A 13,679-nucleotide genomic window follows, 5' to 3' on the forward strand; every position below is an offset into this window, starting at 1 on the left:
GGCGCGATCATTTGGCTTAGGCCAAAACGTAGCATGGCTCAGGACATAGGCTGATCGAGACCGAGGGGGCCTATGACCATCGATATGACCGGCCGATCGGCATCCGGTATCGCCGCCGACCTGCGCGAACGCATCGAGCGGGGGGAACTCGCACCGGGCACGCTCCTGCCCTCCGTCCGGGCTGTGGCCGCCGACCTCGGCGTCAACCGCAACACGGTCGTCGCGGCCTACCGCCAGCTCGCCCAGGCGGGGCTCGTCGAAGCCCGCGGACGCAGCGGCACGCGCGTGGCCGACCGCACCGCCGTCGCACAGGAGGGCTATGCACCCGACACCGTGCTGCGCGACGTGGGCACCGGCAACCCCGACCCGACGCTGATCCCCGACCCCACGGCCGCCCTGGCGCGCTCGACTCGGCCCGTCCTCTACGGCGAGCCGGTCATCGACCCGGGCCTCGAAGCGTGGGCCCGCGGGTGGATGGCGGACCAGCTCCCCCACGACGACCTACTGATCACCGTCACGAGCGGCGCGAGCGACGCGATCGAGCGTCTGCTCGCCCAGGCCCTGCAGCGTGACGACGCCGTCGCGTTGGAAGACCCCTGCTTCTTGTCGGCTCTGCACACGGTCCGCACGGGCGGGTATCGCGCCGTTCCGGTGGCGGTGGATGCCGAGGGCATGACCGTCGACGGACTGCGCGACGCCCTGGAGGCCGGCGTTCGCGCCGTGATCTGCACGCCCCGCGCGCACAACCCCACGGGGGCGAGCCTCAGCGCCGAGCGTGCCGCAGCCCTGCGCGAGGTGCTCGCGGAGCATCCCTTCGTGCTCGTCATCGAGGACGACCACTTCTCGCTGTTGTCACGTGCGCCCCTGCACTCGGTCATCGGCCCCGCGCAGCGTCGGTGGGCGCGCATCCGCTCGATGTCGAAGTTCCTCGGACCCGACACGTGCCTCGCCGTCACGGCATCCGACCCCGACACCGCCGATGGGCTCGCCGTGCGCCTCACGCCCGGCACGACGTGGGTGAGCCACATCCTGCAGCGCATGACGCTCGCCCTGGTCACCGACGACGCCGTCCGCGCCGACATCGAGGCCGCCGCCGAGCACTACGCCGGGCGCAACGCGGCGTTCGCCGCGGCACTCACCGAACGCGGACTCCCCGTCTCCCCGGGCGACGGACTCAACCTGTGGGTGCCGCTCCCGGTCCCCGCGGCGTCGGCGCGCGAGGAACTCATGCGCCGGGGCTGGCTGGTGAGGGAGGGGGACCCGTTCTTCCTCTCCCCCGACCACGCGGGCGCGTTCCTGCGCCTGACGGTGCACGACCTCGACGACGCCTCGACCACCACCCTCGCCGACGACCTCGCCGCCGCCGCGGGCGCGCTCCGTCCCGGCATCCGAGGTGGGAGGATCGAGGCATGAAGGTTCTCTCGATCCAGTCGGCCGTGGCGTTCGGGCACGTCGGCAACTCCGCCGCCGTCTTCCCCCTCCAGCGCATCGGGGTCGAGGTTCTCCCCGTCTACACGGTCAACTTCTCGAACCACACCGGTTACGGCGCCTGGCGCGGACCTCTCATCTCCCCCGCCGATGTCGCCGACGTGCTCGCCGGCATCGAGGACCGTGGCGTGTTCCCCGAGATCGACGTGGTGCTCTCGGGCTACCAGGGCGGTGAGGGGATCGCCGACGTCATCATCGATGCCGTCGCGCGCGTCAAGAAGGCGAATCCGGATGCCGTCTACGCCTGCGACCCCGTCATGGGCAACGCGAAGTCGGGGTGTTTCGTGGCCCCTGCGATCCCCGAACTTCTCCGCGAGCGCGTCGTACCTGTCGCCGACATCCTCACGCCCAACCAGTTCGAGCTCGGGTTCCTCACCGGCACGCAGCCCGACACCATCGACTCGACCCTCGCCTCGGCCGACATCGTGCGCGAGCGCGGCCCGCGGACGATTCTCGTCACGAGCGTCGAACGCCCCGATCGTGAGCCCGACACCATCGAGATGATGGTCGTCGACGACGCCGGCGCATGGATCGTGCAGACACCGCTGATTCCGATGAAGGCCAATGGGTCGGGAGATGTGACGGCGGCGCTTTTCACCGCCCACTACCGTCGGAGCGGCGACGCGGCCGATGCCCTGGCGCGCACGGCATCCAGCGTCTTCGATCTGCTCTCGAACACCTTTGAGTCGGGCTCGCGCGAACTGCGTCTCGTCGAATCCCAGGAGGCCTACGCGAACCCTCGTCTGCAGTTCTCCGTGCGCCAGGTGCGCTGACGCGGCTCCCTCGTTCGCGACGGGTCAGCCGCCGTACACCTCTTTGTACGCCGCGACCCAGGCGTCACCGTCGGCAGGGCACATGAAGGTCGCGCCGAACACCATGACGCTCGCAATCGGCTTCTCGGCCTGCGTACGCGCGGCACCTTGCAGGTCGCTCGGGATGAGTTGGGCGAACAGCGGCGACGTCGCGACGTGCGTGTTCAGAGTCGTGGCGTCGACCCGATGACGGTTGAGGATAGCCGTTTCGCAGGCATCCCCGGCCAGGGCGAGGGCGAGGTTCTCGTCGGTGGACGTCCACGTCGAGCCCTGCTGCTCGACGTACGCCCGCTGCTCGGCGATGAACTCCTTCTGAGCCGGGGTCACGGCGACCAGGGGTGAACCGTCCATGGGGAGCTGCTGCTCTCGGAAGTACTCCTCACGTTCTGCGAAGACGTCGGATACATCGTCGGGAGCGACCGACGTCGATTCCCCGGGCGCCGGAGTCTGCGCGTCGTCGGGGACCGAGGTCGGCAGTCCCGCGGCGCCGTCGGGCCCGAGCGGGCTCGGCAGCGGGATGCAGGCGGTCGTGGCCAGGAGGACGGCGGCGAGAGTGAGAGAGAGAACCAGAGGGCGAGTCCGAGTGTTCATAGGCTCACGCTACCGAGGGCGCCGCGCACGCGGAGGGGGCTTGTGGATAACCCGGTTCACGCATCCCAGGCGTCGGCGACCGCGCGGCGCACGTCACCGAGCAGCTGCGGCAGCGCCTTCGTCTTCGCGATGATCGGGAAGAAGTTCGCGTCCGACGCCCAGCGGGGCACGATGTGCTGGTGCAGGTGGCCGTCGACGCCGGCTCCGGCGATCGCGCCCTGGTTCATGCCCAGGTTGAAGCCGTCGCAGTTCGACACCGCCCGCAGCACCCGCATGCCGCGCTGTGTGAGCGCGCCGATCTCGGCGACCTCTTCGTCGGTGGCCTGGTCGTATGTCGCGATGTGGCGGTACGGACACACCAGCAGGTGCCCGGAGTTGTACGGGAACAGGTTCAGCAGCACGTACGCGGTCTTTCCTCGCGCGACGATCAGCCCGTCCTCGTCGGACTTCTCGGGAGCTGCGCAGAACGGGCAGTTCTGCTCCATGGGCTCCCGGCCCGCCGAGATGTACGCCATGCGATGCGGCGTCCACAGGCGCTGGAACTCATCGGGCACACCCGGCAGTGTCATCGCGTCGACGAGCTCGGCGTCGGTCGTCACCGATCCGGACCCGTCCGCAGTGGGAGTCGGGCCGGTCACCGGCGACGAGCCCGCCGCGGCGGCATCCGGATCGGTGGTCACGCGAGGTCCTCGGCGGTGTTGACGAGCGTGCGGGCCGAGATCGCCCCGGTGATGCGGGCGACAGCCTCATCGACGGGGATGCCGTTGAGCTGCGTGCCGTCGCGGAAGCGGAACGAGACCGTGCCGCCCGCGCGGTCCTGCTCCCCCGCGATCAGCATGAGCGGCACCTTCTGCGTGGTGTGCGTGCGGATCTTCTTCTGCATGCGGTCGTCGCTGTGGTCGGCCTCGGCGCGGACGCCGCGGGTCTTGAGATCGGTCACGATGCCCTGAAGGTAATCGCCGTACTCCGCCGCGACCGGCACGGCCACGACCTGCACGGGCGCGAGCCACACCGGGAAGGCTCCGGCGTAGTGCTCGAGCAGGATCGCGAAAAAGCGCTCGACCGAGCCGAAGAGAGCGCGGTGGATCATGACGGGGCGGTGCTTCTCACCGTCGGGGCCGGTGTACTCGAGCTCGAAGCGCTCGGGCTGGTTGAAGTCGAGCTGAATGGTCGACATCTGCCACGTGCGGCCGATCGCGTCACGCGCCTGCACCGAGATCTTGGGGCCGTAGAACGCGGCCCCGCCCGGGTCGGGTACGAGGTCGAGTCCGGACGCCTCGGCGACCTCGCGCAGGGTCTCCGTGGCTTCGGTCCACAGCGTGTCGTCGCCGATGAACTTCGGGTTGCCGTCCTCTTTGGTCGACAGCTCGAGGTAGAAGTCGTTGAGACCGTAGTCGCGGAGGGTCTGCAGCACGAAGTCGAGGCTGTGGGTCAGCTCGCCCTTCACCTGATCGGCCGTGACGTAGATGTGCGTGTCGTCCTGGGTCATACCGCGCACGCGCGTGAGGCCCGAGAGGGTTCCGCTCTTCTCGTAGCGGTAGACCGATCCGAACTCGCTCAGACGCAGCGGCAGTTCGCGATAGCTGCGACCACGCGAGCGGAAGATCAGGTTGTGGAACGGGCAGTTCATGGGCTTGAGGTAGTACTCCTGGCCCTCGCGCGAGACGTGCCCGTCGGCGTCGACGACTTCGTCGAGCACCATCGGGGGGTACATGCCGTCGGCATACCACTGCAGGTGACCGCTCGTCATGAAAAGGTCGCCCTTGGTGATGTGAGGGGTGTTCACGACCTCGTAGCCGCTGGCGAGCAAGCGCTCACGCATGTAGCGCTCGATCTCGTAGCGGATGATTCCGCCCTTGGGGTGGAAGACCGCCAGGCCCGGGCCGATCTCGTCGGGGAACGAGAACAGGTCGAGTTCTTTGCCGAGCTTGCGGTGGTCGCGCTTGGCGGCCTCTTCGAGACGGTGCTGGTAGGCGCGCAGCTCGTCTTTCGTGGGCCACGCGGTGCCGTAGATGCGCTGCAGCTGCGGGTTCTTCTCGCTGCCGCGCCAGTAGGCGCCCGCGATGCGGGTGAGGTCCCAGCCGTTGCCGATCACCCGGGTGCCGGGAACATGGGGTCCGCGGCAGAGGTCCTTCCACGCGGTCTCGCCGTCTCGCGTGACGTTGTCGTAGATCGTCAGTTCTCCGGCGCCGACCTCGACGGACGCGCCCTCGGCGGCTTCGGCCGACCCGCCCTTGAGGCCGATCAGCTCGAGCTTGAACGGCTCGTCGGCGAGCTCGGCGCGGGCCTCGTCGTCGGTGACGACGCGACGCACGAACCGCTGGTTCTCGCGGACGATGCGCTCCATCTCCTTCCTGATGACCTTGAGGTCGTCAGGGGTGAAGGGCTCGTCGACCTGGAAGTCGTAGTAGAAACCGTCGGTGACGGGCGGACCGATGCCGAGGTTGGCCTGGGGCTTGACACGCTGCACGGCCTGGGCGAGCACGTGCGCGGTGGAGTGGCGCAGGATCGACAGACCGTCGGCGCTGTCGATCGTGACCGGCTCCACCTGGTCGTCGGCCGTCACGGTCGTGGCCAGGTCTTTCAGCTCCCCGTTGACGCGCAGAGCGACGACCGAACGGTCGGGGAAGAGGGCGAAGCCATCGGCGGGGAAATCAGTCACAGAACATCTCCTGAAGGGGTCGTTTCCAGGCTACCCGGCGGGCGTGGTCTCGACCGCACGCGACGTGCCCCATAGTGGAGCGGTGACTTTGGCCATCATCGGCGGCGTGCTCTGGGTCCTCGGGATCATCGCGCTGCTCACCGGCGTCTTCCCCGCCGACGCCGCTCTCGCCGTCGCCGACCGCGTCTGGCCCATCCTGCTGTTCGTCGTGGCGGTGACGATCGTCGCCGAGCTGGCATCCAAAGCGGGGCTCTTCGACGTCGTGGCCGCCCGCCTGGCCACGCTCGCTCGTGGCCGAACCGCGTTGCTGTGGGTGCTCGTGGTGGCGCTGGCGACGGTGGCGACGGCGTTCCTCTCGCTCGACACGACCGCGGTGCTGCTCACTCCCGTGGTGGTGTCGATGGCCGTGGCTCGTCGGCTCGATCCGCTCCCGTTCGCGTTCGTCACCGTCGTGCTCGCCAACACCGCCTCGCTGGTGCTTCCCGTGTCGAACCTCACCAACCTGCTGGCATCCGAGGCGCTCGGAGGCGGTCACGACCCCGTCGCCTTCCTCACGCTGCTGGGCCCGTCGGCGCTCATCGCCATCGCGGTGTCGGTCATCGTGCTCACGCTCGTGTTCCTGCGGCGCCTGCCCAAGACGTACCCGAATGCGGCCTCCCCCGAGATCTCGGACCGCCTCCTGCTGCGTGTCGCGGCCGTCGTGACCTTCGCCCTGCTGCCCCTGCTGGTCGTCGGACTCGAACCCTGGATGCCGGCCACAGCCGCCGCCGTCGTCCTCGTCGCCGCGTTCGCCTGGCGCGCGCCGCGGGCCCTCGGCATCCGTCTCGTGCCCTGGTCGTTGCTGGTCTTCGCGGGCGGCCTGTTCCTGGCCGTCGGGGCCCTCGAAGCCCTCGGGATCGGACGGATCACCGCGGTGCTCGCCGGTTCCGGTGACGACCTGGTGTCGCTCTGGCAGCTGGCGGGCGTCGGCGCCCTCGCGGCGAACGGCATCAACAACCTGCCCGCCTACCTCGCGCTCGAGTCGGCGGCCGGCTCCCCCGCGCGCCTCGCCGCGCTGCTGATCGGAGTGAATGCGGGGCCGATCGTGACGCCGTGGGCGTCGCTGGCGACCCTGCTGTGGCACGACCGCCTGGTCGCCGCGGGCATCGAGGTGCGGTGGAGCCGGTTCGTCCTGCTCGGTGCGGTGATCGCGCCGTTGATCCTGTTCCTCGGGGTGCTGCCGCTCGTCTGGTGAGCTTTCAGTCCTCGTACGTTCGCGACCAGGCCTTGTGGGGCTCGATGAACCACACAGCCAGTCCCGTGCGCAGGCCGTAGTCTTCGCCGGTGTACAGCCGAGAGATCCGGTCGACGTACGGCAGGGCCGCGTCGCCGTCGATCCGCTCCACGGCCACTCCCCGCACGAACGCCATCGAGTAGTTGTTGTCGGTCGCCGTGACCGAGATGGCGACGCGCGGGTCGCGCTGGAGGTTCCGGTCCTTCAGGGTGTCGACCTCGGTGAACAGCATGAGGCGTTCGCCGTCCACGCCGACCCAGAGCGGGATCGAGTGCGGAGACCCGTCGCGCATCAGTGTCGCGAGGTGCGCGACGGCGTCGGTCTCGAAGTACGGCTTGGTGGTGGTCCAGTCGCTCATACGCGATGCAACCGCCGGGGTGCCGGCATCCATTCCCTCCTCAGTCGCGGGGGGATCGGGGAGCCTGGTCGTTCGGAACCTCGCTGAAGATCATCTCTTCGCCTCGGGTGCTCTCGCGACGAACGAACTCGTCGGGCTCGGTCACGACGTAGAGTCCGCGGCCGGAGTTGGCGTTGTGCGTCAGCGCGTGCAACCACGCCGTGCTGAGCTGCGGGGTTCGGCTGCCGTGGAACTTGAACACCAGGGACACGTGCGGATGGATATAGACCGTCGTGCGTCCCCCGCCGGTGCTGATGTCGTCTTTCCACGTGAACGGGAAACTCTCACCGCGGCGGACCTTGGCCATGATGACGGCCTGCAGATGCGCGAGCAGCCGGTCTTCGAAATCGACCTTGATGTTGCCGTCGTAAATGAACTTGCCCATATCTCGCTCCCGTCACCGCCGCCTGCGGTCCGGCGCCTCTCGGCGAGAAGGGGAACGCGGGGCCCGGGGCGGCAACCGCTGTCTGTCTGCACGCTCTCGTGAAACCCCCTTGCGCGCAAACCTCCTCGCCGAGGACTGCGGTTTCGGGACATCAGTGCGCGCACAGGGGACGAGCGGATGCCGTGGATCAGGCGCTGCGCGCGATGCGGATGATGACGCGGTCACCGGGCTTGCGCTGAATCCGCCGCACGAGTGCCTCGACGCCGAGGATCGCGCGGTACTGAAAGCCGTACTTGCGCTTGAGAGCGGCGTCTGCGCGGGCGTCGTCGGCGGCGGGTCCGGCGATGCGTCCCTCGGCCTCGACCCGGATGGCATCCGGTTCCACTGTGCCCATGCGGCTGCAGGGCTGCAGGGTGACGCGGGAGTCGTTGCGCAGGCGCTTGACCTTGCCCGTCGAGCGCTCGCTCGTGACGACCAGTTCGTCTCCGTCGCGCGCGATCCAGACGGGAACGGACACGAGGGCACCGTTGCGGCGATACGTGCCGAGAGAAACGAACGGCGAGGCGGCGATCTCTCGCCATTGGGTGTCGGGGACGGTCATGCTGTCACCGTAATGCGTGGGGGTGTCCGTGGCGGTGGGTTGCGCATCGGGCCCGCCCCGGTCTCCGTACAGGTCGAGGACATCGGGAACGGATGCCATGTTCCCGATGCGTCCGTGCGCGAAGTCGCCCCAGAGGGCGCGGATGCTCCTTCCGACGGCGGCGAGCTCGTCGGCTCGTGCTCCCTCGTACGGAGGGAGGTGTGCGCCTATCGCCTCGGTACCGAACACGAACGGCACCTCGATCGCGTGGGACGCACGGTAGATGTCGTTCGCGCGCCAGCGGAAGACGTACCGCAGCACCGTCCCCCCGGCGCGGCGGTAGTCGCGGGCGAGGCGGCGGGCCGGGCGAGCGTAGACGATGGCGTTCATGGCCGTATCGAGGGCGGTCGACACGAGCGCGTACAACGTCGGGAAGGAGCGTAGGCCGTCGAGGACCGAGATGACGGGCAGGAAGAGTCGGGTCTCTTCGGCGGTCACGCCGATGAGCAGAGGGATGCCGGCAGCCCGCTCGAGCCACCGCTCGGTGAGCTGGCTCTCGGAGGGGAGCGGGTCGTGACCCGGCTGCGGCGCGAACGGCATGAGAGAGAAGCGTCCGAAGCCGCGAGAGGCCCGCATCGCGTCCGCCTGGAGGCGCGCGAGCTCGCTCACCGGAGTGGTCGGCGTCAGCCCCGCGGATGCCGCGCTCATCGCCGCCGTGAGCGCGGCGCGACCGCCCATGGTGCCCATGGGTGCGCTCTGCACGATGGCGCGCGAGAACAGACCGCGGGCCCGATCGATGGCCATGAGGTGCAGGATCGCGTCCGCTCCGGCGGACTGCCCGAATGCCGTCACACGGGCGGGGTCTCCGCCGAAGCCGGCGATGTTGCGCTGCACCCATTCGAGGGCAGCGAGCTGATCGAGCAGGCCGAGGTTCGCCGGCCGCCCCGCGCCGTCGCCGAGATAACCGAGAACGCCGAGGCGGTACGTGACCGTCACGACGATGACGCGCTGTTCGTGAGCGAGGACGGCGGGGTCGTACACCGGGAGGTCGCCCGCGCCGCTGGTGTACCCGCCCCCGTGGATCCACACCATGACGGGGAGCGGGGCGTCGCGTTCGTGTCGATCCGCCGGCACGGTGACGGAGAGGTGCTGGCAGTCTTCGCGGAGCGGGAGTCCACCCGTCTGATCGCCGAGCGCGTCGATCAGCGGTGTCGGGGCTTGGGGCGACGCCGGCGAGGGCTCGAGCGCCTCGAGGACGTCGTTCGCGGCTCTGTCCTCGAGTGCCTCCGGCCGCCCGAAGCGCTCCGCGCGCGCATAGGGGATGCCGCGCGCCCGCAGCACCGAGCCATCACGGCACCCGCGGATCGGACCTGACGGGGTGGAGAAGAGGGGGGATTCACTGGTCACGGAGGCCTCGCTTCCTGCGCCGTCGGGGACGGTGGCGAACTCCTTCGGCGGCGGCCGAGGGGCGTGTGGTCACGATACTGAGCGTCGGCCATGCGCCCGCTGTGCGTGCTGCGCCTGAAGCGCAGGCTGAGCGCAAGATCAGCGCAAGGACACCGCAAGAATCCATCGGACGTGTCCCCCAAACGGTGGACACGTCGTAGTGTCGTCTTGTCCCCGCCGCCAGGCACTCCGCAGCCCCCCTTTCTGGCGGCGGGGGCGACCACTCTCCCGGACGACTCCCCGCCTGACCGGCCCGGGAAAGCGTCGATCGGCGCAGCGCCTGATCTCCGGGCGCGTGACACCGACGTGTCCCTCAGTGAGCCGTCGCGCGACAGTCGTCCGATCGTTCTCCGCCACGAGGGTCGCCGCGGCATCCCGCCCGGCACGTGGCATTCATTCCGCCGGCCGGGTCGTGGGCTGCATCCGTAAACGACGAAACCCCCGGCGAACCGGGGGCTTCTCAGGTGGTGCGCGATACTGGGATCGAACCAGTGACCTCTTCCGTGTCAGGGAAGCGCGCTACCGCTGCGCCAATCGCGCCTATACAGGCTCTTCTATTGTGAGGCGAGGTGGCGACGGGATTCGAACCCGTGTAAACGGCTTTGCAGGCCGGTGCCTAGCCGCTCGGCCACGCCACCGTGATGTGGTTCGACCCACGTGTCGTGATGCTCCGTCGGTTTCCCAGACGGAGATCCCTCCACTCGAGCGGATGACGAGACTCGAACTCGCGACCCCAACCTTGGCAAGGTTGTGCGCTACCAACTGCGCTACATCCGCATTTCGTTCCCGGGGCTTGCCCCGAGCACTCGTAAGACATTACCCGATCTGAGCGCGCGCGCAAAACCAGGCGCGCCCCGCGCGTGTCTGCCGACACTGGTTCGAAGGACCTCTCGGTATCCGGTACGATCGATGAGTCCCGTTCGGGATGAGGGCGATTGGCGCAGTTGGTAGCGCGCTTCCTTCACACGGAAGAGGTCGTCGGTTCGAGTCCGGCATCGCCCACAGTTTCACCCCCGGTTCGCCGGGGGTTTTCTGTTTCTTCGCCGGTCTGCCTCCGGCGTCGCGTTTATCGCGCCACTTTCAGCAGTGAGTCGCCGGCGTCAGGACCGGACAAGAGCTGGTCGGCACCCCCTCGACCCCAACCCCGCACGACTGAGCTCTTCGATGCGTACGTCGTCGCCGCGGTTGCCCGCCTTCTCCCCACCCCTCCACCCGCAGCGCAACCGCCGGACCCGACACGCCGACTCGCCCCGCGACGATCCGCGCCGGCCCGAGCGGCTGTTCGATGTTCCTGCCGACCGGCGCCCTCCGTGGTAACGCCCCGGCACCCGGCCGTCGTGAGGCCGGACGCCGGGGCGTCGTCGAATCGCGGGTCAATCGTCTTCGATCACCACGCGAAGATCACGACGGCGCTGACCGAGCTTCTGTCGGCTTCCCGCCCCCGCTCCGTGCTGGGTGCCGGCGCCTGCCATCGGAGGGCGCAGACCGCCGGGCCCGGTACCCTGCGCGGACGACAGGGAGGTGGCGGCCATGGCCGCTCCCCCGGTGGTCCCGCCGATGAGCGAGCCAGTGTTTCCGCCGTGCACACCGGCGAAGGTCTTGGCATCGAGCCCGGTCAGCCCACCGAGCGAGCCGCCCGCGCCGGCGGACCCGCCGAGGGAGGCCTGGCCGACGACCGCCCCATCGGGCGTGGGGGCTCCGGAGAGCGCCCCGGAGCCGCTGAGGTGGAAGTCCGCCGAGGCGTGCTCGCCCGAGACGGTGAAGGGGCGGTAGACGACCCCGTCGGCACGCTGACCCTTGACGGTGAGGTCGTGGGCGGCGCTGTTTCCGTAGCGGGTGGCATCTGACGCGTCGACGACGGCCCCCGAATCGATACGGATGGTCTGGGCGCTGCTCTGCAGGGCTGCAGCAGTCGTGGTCGACGTGCGGTCGAAGACACCGCGGAGCTGCTGCACGAGCCCGGTGAGGGCCTTGACCGATCCGAGCACGGCCCGCAGAGGGCGAACGACCTTGTTCACCATCTCGTTGACCTTCATCACGACGCGCGCGATGGCGTATCCCATGCCGAGACCGAACGAGGCGGCGACGACTGCCATGGCCTCGATCGCGGTGGCGACGACCTTGGAGATCGCCGACTTGACGACGCCCTGCATTTTGGTCACCAGGGTGGAGGCGGAGGTGAGTCCGCTCGCCGCGGCCTCGGCCCATTCACCAGACGCGCCGAGGTGCTTCGCCGCGTCCGTGGCGAACCGCATGTACGCGGTGATGCTGCCGCCGGTCATGCCATCGAGGTCGCTCAAGCGGCGGGTGAGGTCGGCGCCTGCTTGGCGCATCGATGACCCGGCAGAGACCCACTGCGATGCGACGGAGGCGACGTTGGAGGCGCTGCCGGCGAGCTGATCGAGCCAGGTGCTGAGGGGCTTGAGGTGCTCCATGACCCACCCGAGACCACACGCGGTCAATGTGCCGATGGGATCGGTGAGCGCGGCGGCCGCATCGCCCAGGGTGTCGAGGAACGCCATTCCTCCGTCGAGCCAGTTGCCGCTCTTGACGGCCTCGGCGAGGGCGCGGCCCGACTCGATGACGCGGCTGCCGGAGAAGGTGGTGCCGGGGGCGACGACGGTACTCATCACACCCCCATCGCAGACTCGAGGGACCGGATGGTCGCGATGGTGTCGCTTTCGAACTGCTCCCATTGATCGGCGGTCTGCCGCAACTCGCCGGCGGTGCGCATGAGCAGTGACTGGTCCTCGCCGAGGAGACCGGTGGCGGCTGCCGACAACGCGAGTCCCGGCGGAACGAGGAATGCGCACAAGAGCCCGAAGGCTTCGGGAAGCAGGTTGCCGCCGCGAAGGACGGAGAGCGCCGATCCGACGTCGCCCACGAGGGAATCGACGAATGCGGCGTGCTGTCGGAGTCGATCGAAGTCGACGGCGATGTCATCGGCCATGAAGAGTCCTCTCGGGTGAGGCGGGTTCGGTGTCGCGTAGTTGCGCGACGATGGGATCGTCGGCGCCGAGGAGCTCGCTCACCGCGCGGAGCGTGCTCTCGCGGGCATCGACCTCGGCTTGACGGATGGTCGAGAGGATCTCGGCGGACAGTCGCTGGGCGCCGCGTGCCAGGGCCGCCTCGCTCAGCCGCAGATCGACGACCCGGCCGCCCGAGTCCACCTGGGCGATGACGTCGCGACCGCGGGAGCGACCGGTGCCGCGCACGGAAGCGACCGTCGCCTCGAAGACCGGCATCTGAGCGGCGCGCATCTCGGCACGACGAACGTCGGCTTCGACCTGAGCGAATGACTCTTCGGGATCCAACGGCACGGCAGAAATTTATCGACCTGGTTGTCGAGAACGAACGGTTCCCGGCAAGAAAACCCGGTAGATGAGAGGAATCTCACGTAGCTCTCACGAAGAGTTCCCCGTTCGGTGCGGCAATGAGCGCAGAGCGTCAGCCGCGCGACCAGCCGTAGCGCGCGGCGAGAGCGGCGGCGATCACGTCGAACCGCGCGCGGTCCAAGGCCGCTGCCTCCCGGCGCATCCCCGCGTCGTGGACGAGATAGAGCTGTTCGACGTCGATCCACGAGGGCCGACGCTGAGGGTCCCACTCCCCCGTCCCCAGCGACACGTACTGGCGGTCGCCGTCGTGCGGCTTACTGGTGAGTCTCACGGCGTAGGAGCGGGTGGCATCCGCTCGACCGAGGATGAGGACCGGCCGGTCCTTGCCCCGCCCGTCACGCTCCTCATACGGAACCCACGTCCAGACGATCTCGCCCCCGTCGGGGGCGTTGTCGCGTTTCGGCGCGTACGACAGGGTGAGGTGCCGCGGCGGATCGATCTCGATGGTCTCGCTCCCGCGAGGACCGGACGGACGCGCGGTCGGCGCGGCGGGAGCGGGATGACGAGCGGGCGGAGCCGTCGGCGTCGACCGGAACATGCCCAGTACGGCGGAAAGCAGACGAGAGGCGGTTCCCATTCCCCCACCCTAGGCACGACGAACGGGGCGCCACCGACGAATCGGTGACGCCCCGTTCGGGGTGAAGCGGGTG

13 protein-coding genes and 4 tRNA genes are annotated in these 13,679 nt (G+C 69.1%); 4 read left to right on the plus strand and 13 right to left on the minus strand.

Going from position 1 to position 13,679, the window contains the following annotated elements; translation table 11 throughout:
• Positions 1-72 precede the first annotated feature (72 nt).
• On the plus strand, positions 73-1,413 hold the full coding sequence (locus tag NE358_RS07710) for an aminotransferase class I/II-fold pyridoxal phosphate-dependent enzyme (RefSeq protein ID WP_116239773.1): 1,341 nt from the start codon (positions 73-75) through the stop codon (positions 1,411-1,413).
• Entirely contained in the window at positions 1,410-2,261 is an 852-nt protein-coding gene (gene pdxY, locus NE358_RS07715; protein ID WP_103209469.1) for a pyridoxal kinase PdxY, read from the plus strand. Before NE358_RS07710 ends, pdxY begins: the two co-directional genes overlap by 4 nt.
• 24 nt (positions 2,262-2,285) lie before the next feature.
• Here pdxY and NE358_RS07720 read toward each other — a convergent pair whose 3' ends face one another.
• From NE358_RS07720 to thrS, 3 genes are read right to left on the minus strand one after another with little or no spacing between them, the layout of a single operon-like run.
• Entirely contained in the window at positions 2,286-2,891 is a 606-nt protein-coding gene (locus tag NE358_RS07720) for a hypothetical protein (RefSeq protein WP_116239774.1), read from the minus strand.
• Between the two features lie 56 nt (positions 2,892-2,947).
• Complete coding sequence (locus NE358_RS07725) at positions 2,948-3,571, minus strand: HIT family protein (protein ID WP_499318495.1); 624 nt, start codon at positions 3,569-3,571, stop codon at positions 2,948-2,950.
• Positions 3,568-5,553, minus strand: a complete 1,986-nt coding sequence (gene thrS / locus NE358_RS07730) for a threonine--tRNA ligase (protein WP_289942520.1) — start codon at positions 5,551-5,553, stop codon at positions 3,568-3,570. Before thrS ends, NE358_RS07725 begins: the two co-directional genes overlap by 4 nt.
• Positions 5,554-5,635: 82 nt before the next feature.
• On the opposite strand from thrS, the gene NE358_RS07735 reads away from it, so the two are divergent.
• A complete protein-coding gene (locus NE358_RS07735) occupies positions 5,636-6,787 on the plus strand; it encodes an SLC13 family permease (protein WP_103209462.1) in 1,152 nt (383 codons plus the stop codon).
• Positions 6,788-6,791: 4 nt separating this feature from the next.
• Here the strand turns inward: NE358_RS07735 and NE358_RS07740 are convergent, their stop codons facing one another.
• The 6 genes from NE358_RS07740 to NE358_RS07765 form a co-directional block, all read right to left on the minus strand.
• Complete coding sequence (locus NE358_RS07740; RefSeq protein WP_103209460.1) at positions 6,792-7,184, minus strand: TIGR03618 family F420-dependent PPOX class oxidoreductase; 393 nt, start codon at positions 7,182-7,184, stop codon at positions 6,792-6,794.
• A gap of 40 nt (positions 7,185-7,224) precedes the next feature.
• Positions 7,225-7,608, minus strand: coding sequence for a DUF7882 family protein (locus tag NE358_RS07745; RefSeq protein WP_141376673.1), 384 nt, complete (start codon positions 7,606-7,608; stop codon positions 7,225-7,227).
• Between the two features lie 187 nt (positions 7,609-7,795).
• A complete protein-coding gene (locus NE358_RS07750) occupies positions 7,796-9,595 on the minus strand; it encodes a PPOX class F420-dependent oxidoreductase (RefSeq protein WP_289942521.1) in 1,800 nt (599 codons plus the stop codon).
• A 504-nt stretch (positions 9,596-10,099) separates the two neighbouring features.
• Positions 10,100-10,174: transfer RNA gene (locus NE358_RS07755), tRNA-Val, on the minus strand.
• 27 nt (positions 10,175-10,201) lie between these two features.
• Positions 10,202-10,272, minus strand: a tRNA-Cys gene (locus NE358_RS07760).
• Between the two features lie 66 nt (positions 10,273-10,338).
• Positions 10,339-10,411: transfer RNA gene (locus NE358_RS07765), tRNA-Gly, on the minus strand.
• 152 nt (positions 10,412-10,563) lie between these two features.
• On the opposite strand from NE358_RS07765, the gene NE358_RS07770 reads away from it, so the two are divergent.
• Positions 10,564-10,636: transfer RNA gene (locus NE358_RS07770), tRNA-Val, on the plus strand.
• Positions 10,637-11,007: 371 nt separating this feature from the next.
• Here the strand turns inward: NE358_RS07770 and NE358_RS07775 are convergent.
• The 4 genes from NE358_RS07775 to NE358_RS07790 all read right to left on the minus strand — a co-directional run bounded on the left by NE358_RS07775 (position 11,008) and on the right by NE358_RS07790 (position 13,606).
• The gene (locus NE358_RS07775) at positions 11,008-12,264 is read right to left on the minus strand and encodes a hypothetical protein (RefSeq protein WP_116239777.1); all 1,257 of its coding nucleotides are present in this window, start codon (positions 12,262-12,264) and stop codon (positions 11,008-11,010) included.
• Positions 12,264-12,584, minus strand: a complete 321-nt coding sequence (locus NE358_RS07780; RefSeq protein ID WP_103209447.1) for a type VII secretion target — start codon at positions 12,582-12,584, stop codon at positions 12,264-12,266. The genes NE358_RS07775 and NE358_RS07780 overlap by 1 nt, the downstream gene beginning before the upstream one ends.
• Positions 12,574-12,954: a YbaB/EbfC family nucleoid-associated protein gene (locus NE358_RS07785; protein WP_103209445.1), complete on the minus strand. Its 381-nt coding sequence runs from the start codon at positions 12,952-12,954 to the stop codon at positions 12,574-12,576. Before NE358_RS07785 ends, NE358_RS07780 begins: the two co-directional genes overlap by 11 nt.
• A gap of 127 nt (positions 12,955-13,081) precedes the next feature.
• Positions 13,082-13,606: a type II toxin-antitoxin system PemK/MazF family toxin gene (locus tag NE358_RS07790; protein WP_289942522.1), complete on the minus strand. Its 525-nt coding sequence runs from the start codon at positions 13,604-13,606 to the stop codon at positions 13,082-13,084.
• Between the last annotated feature and the right edge of the window lie 73 nt (positions 13,607-13,679).

This window comes from Sphingomonas sp. G5, assembly GCF_052660795.1.

Bases quoted from the DNA above. Each gene is read 5' to 3' on its own strand.
- NE358_RS07775 (WP_116239777.1), bottom strand. From the start codon at position 12,264: ATGAGTACCGTCGTCGCCCCCGGCACCACCTTCTCCGGCAGCCGCGTC.
- NE358_RS07780 (WP_103209447.1), bottom strand. From the start codon at position 12,584: ATGGCCGATGACATCGCCGTCGACTTCGATCGACTCCGACAGCACGCC.
- NE358_RS07710 (WP_116239773.1), top strand. From the start codon at position 73: ATGACCATCGATATGACCGGCCGATCGGCATCCGGTATCGCCGCCGAC.
- NE358_RS07745 (WP_141376673.1), bottom strand. From the start codon at position 7,608: ATGGGCAAGTTCATTTACGACGGCAACATCAAGGTCGATTTCGAAGAC.
- pdxY (WP_103209469.1), top strand. From the start codon at position 1,410: ATGAAGGTTCTCTCGATCCAGTCGGCCGTGGCGTTCGGGCACGTCGGC.
- NE358_RS07790 (WP_289942522.1), bottom strand. From the start codon at position 13,606: ATGGGAACCGCCTCTCGTCTGCTTTCCGCCGTACTGGGCATGTTCCGG.
- NE358_RS07720 (WP_116239774.1), bottom strand. From the start codon at position 2,891: ATGAACACTCGGACTCGCCCTCTGGTTCTCTCTCTCACTCTCGCCGCC.
- NE358_RS07740 (WP_103209460.1), bottom strand. From the start codon at position 7,184: ATGAGCGACTGGACCACCACCAAGCCGTACTTCGAGACCGACGCCGTC.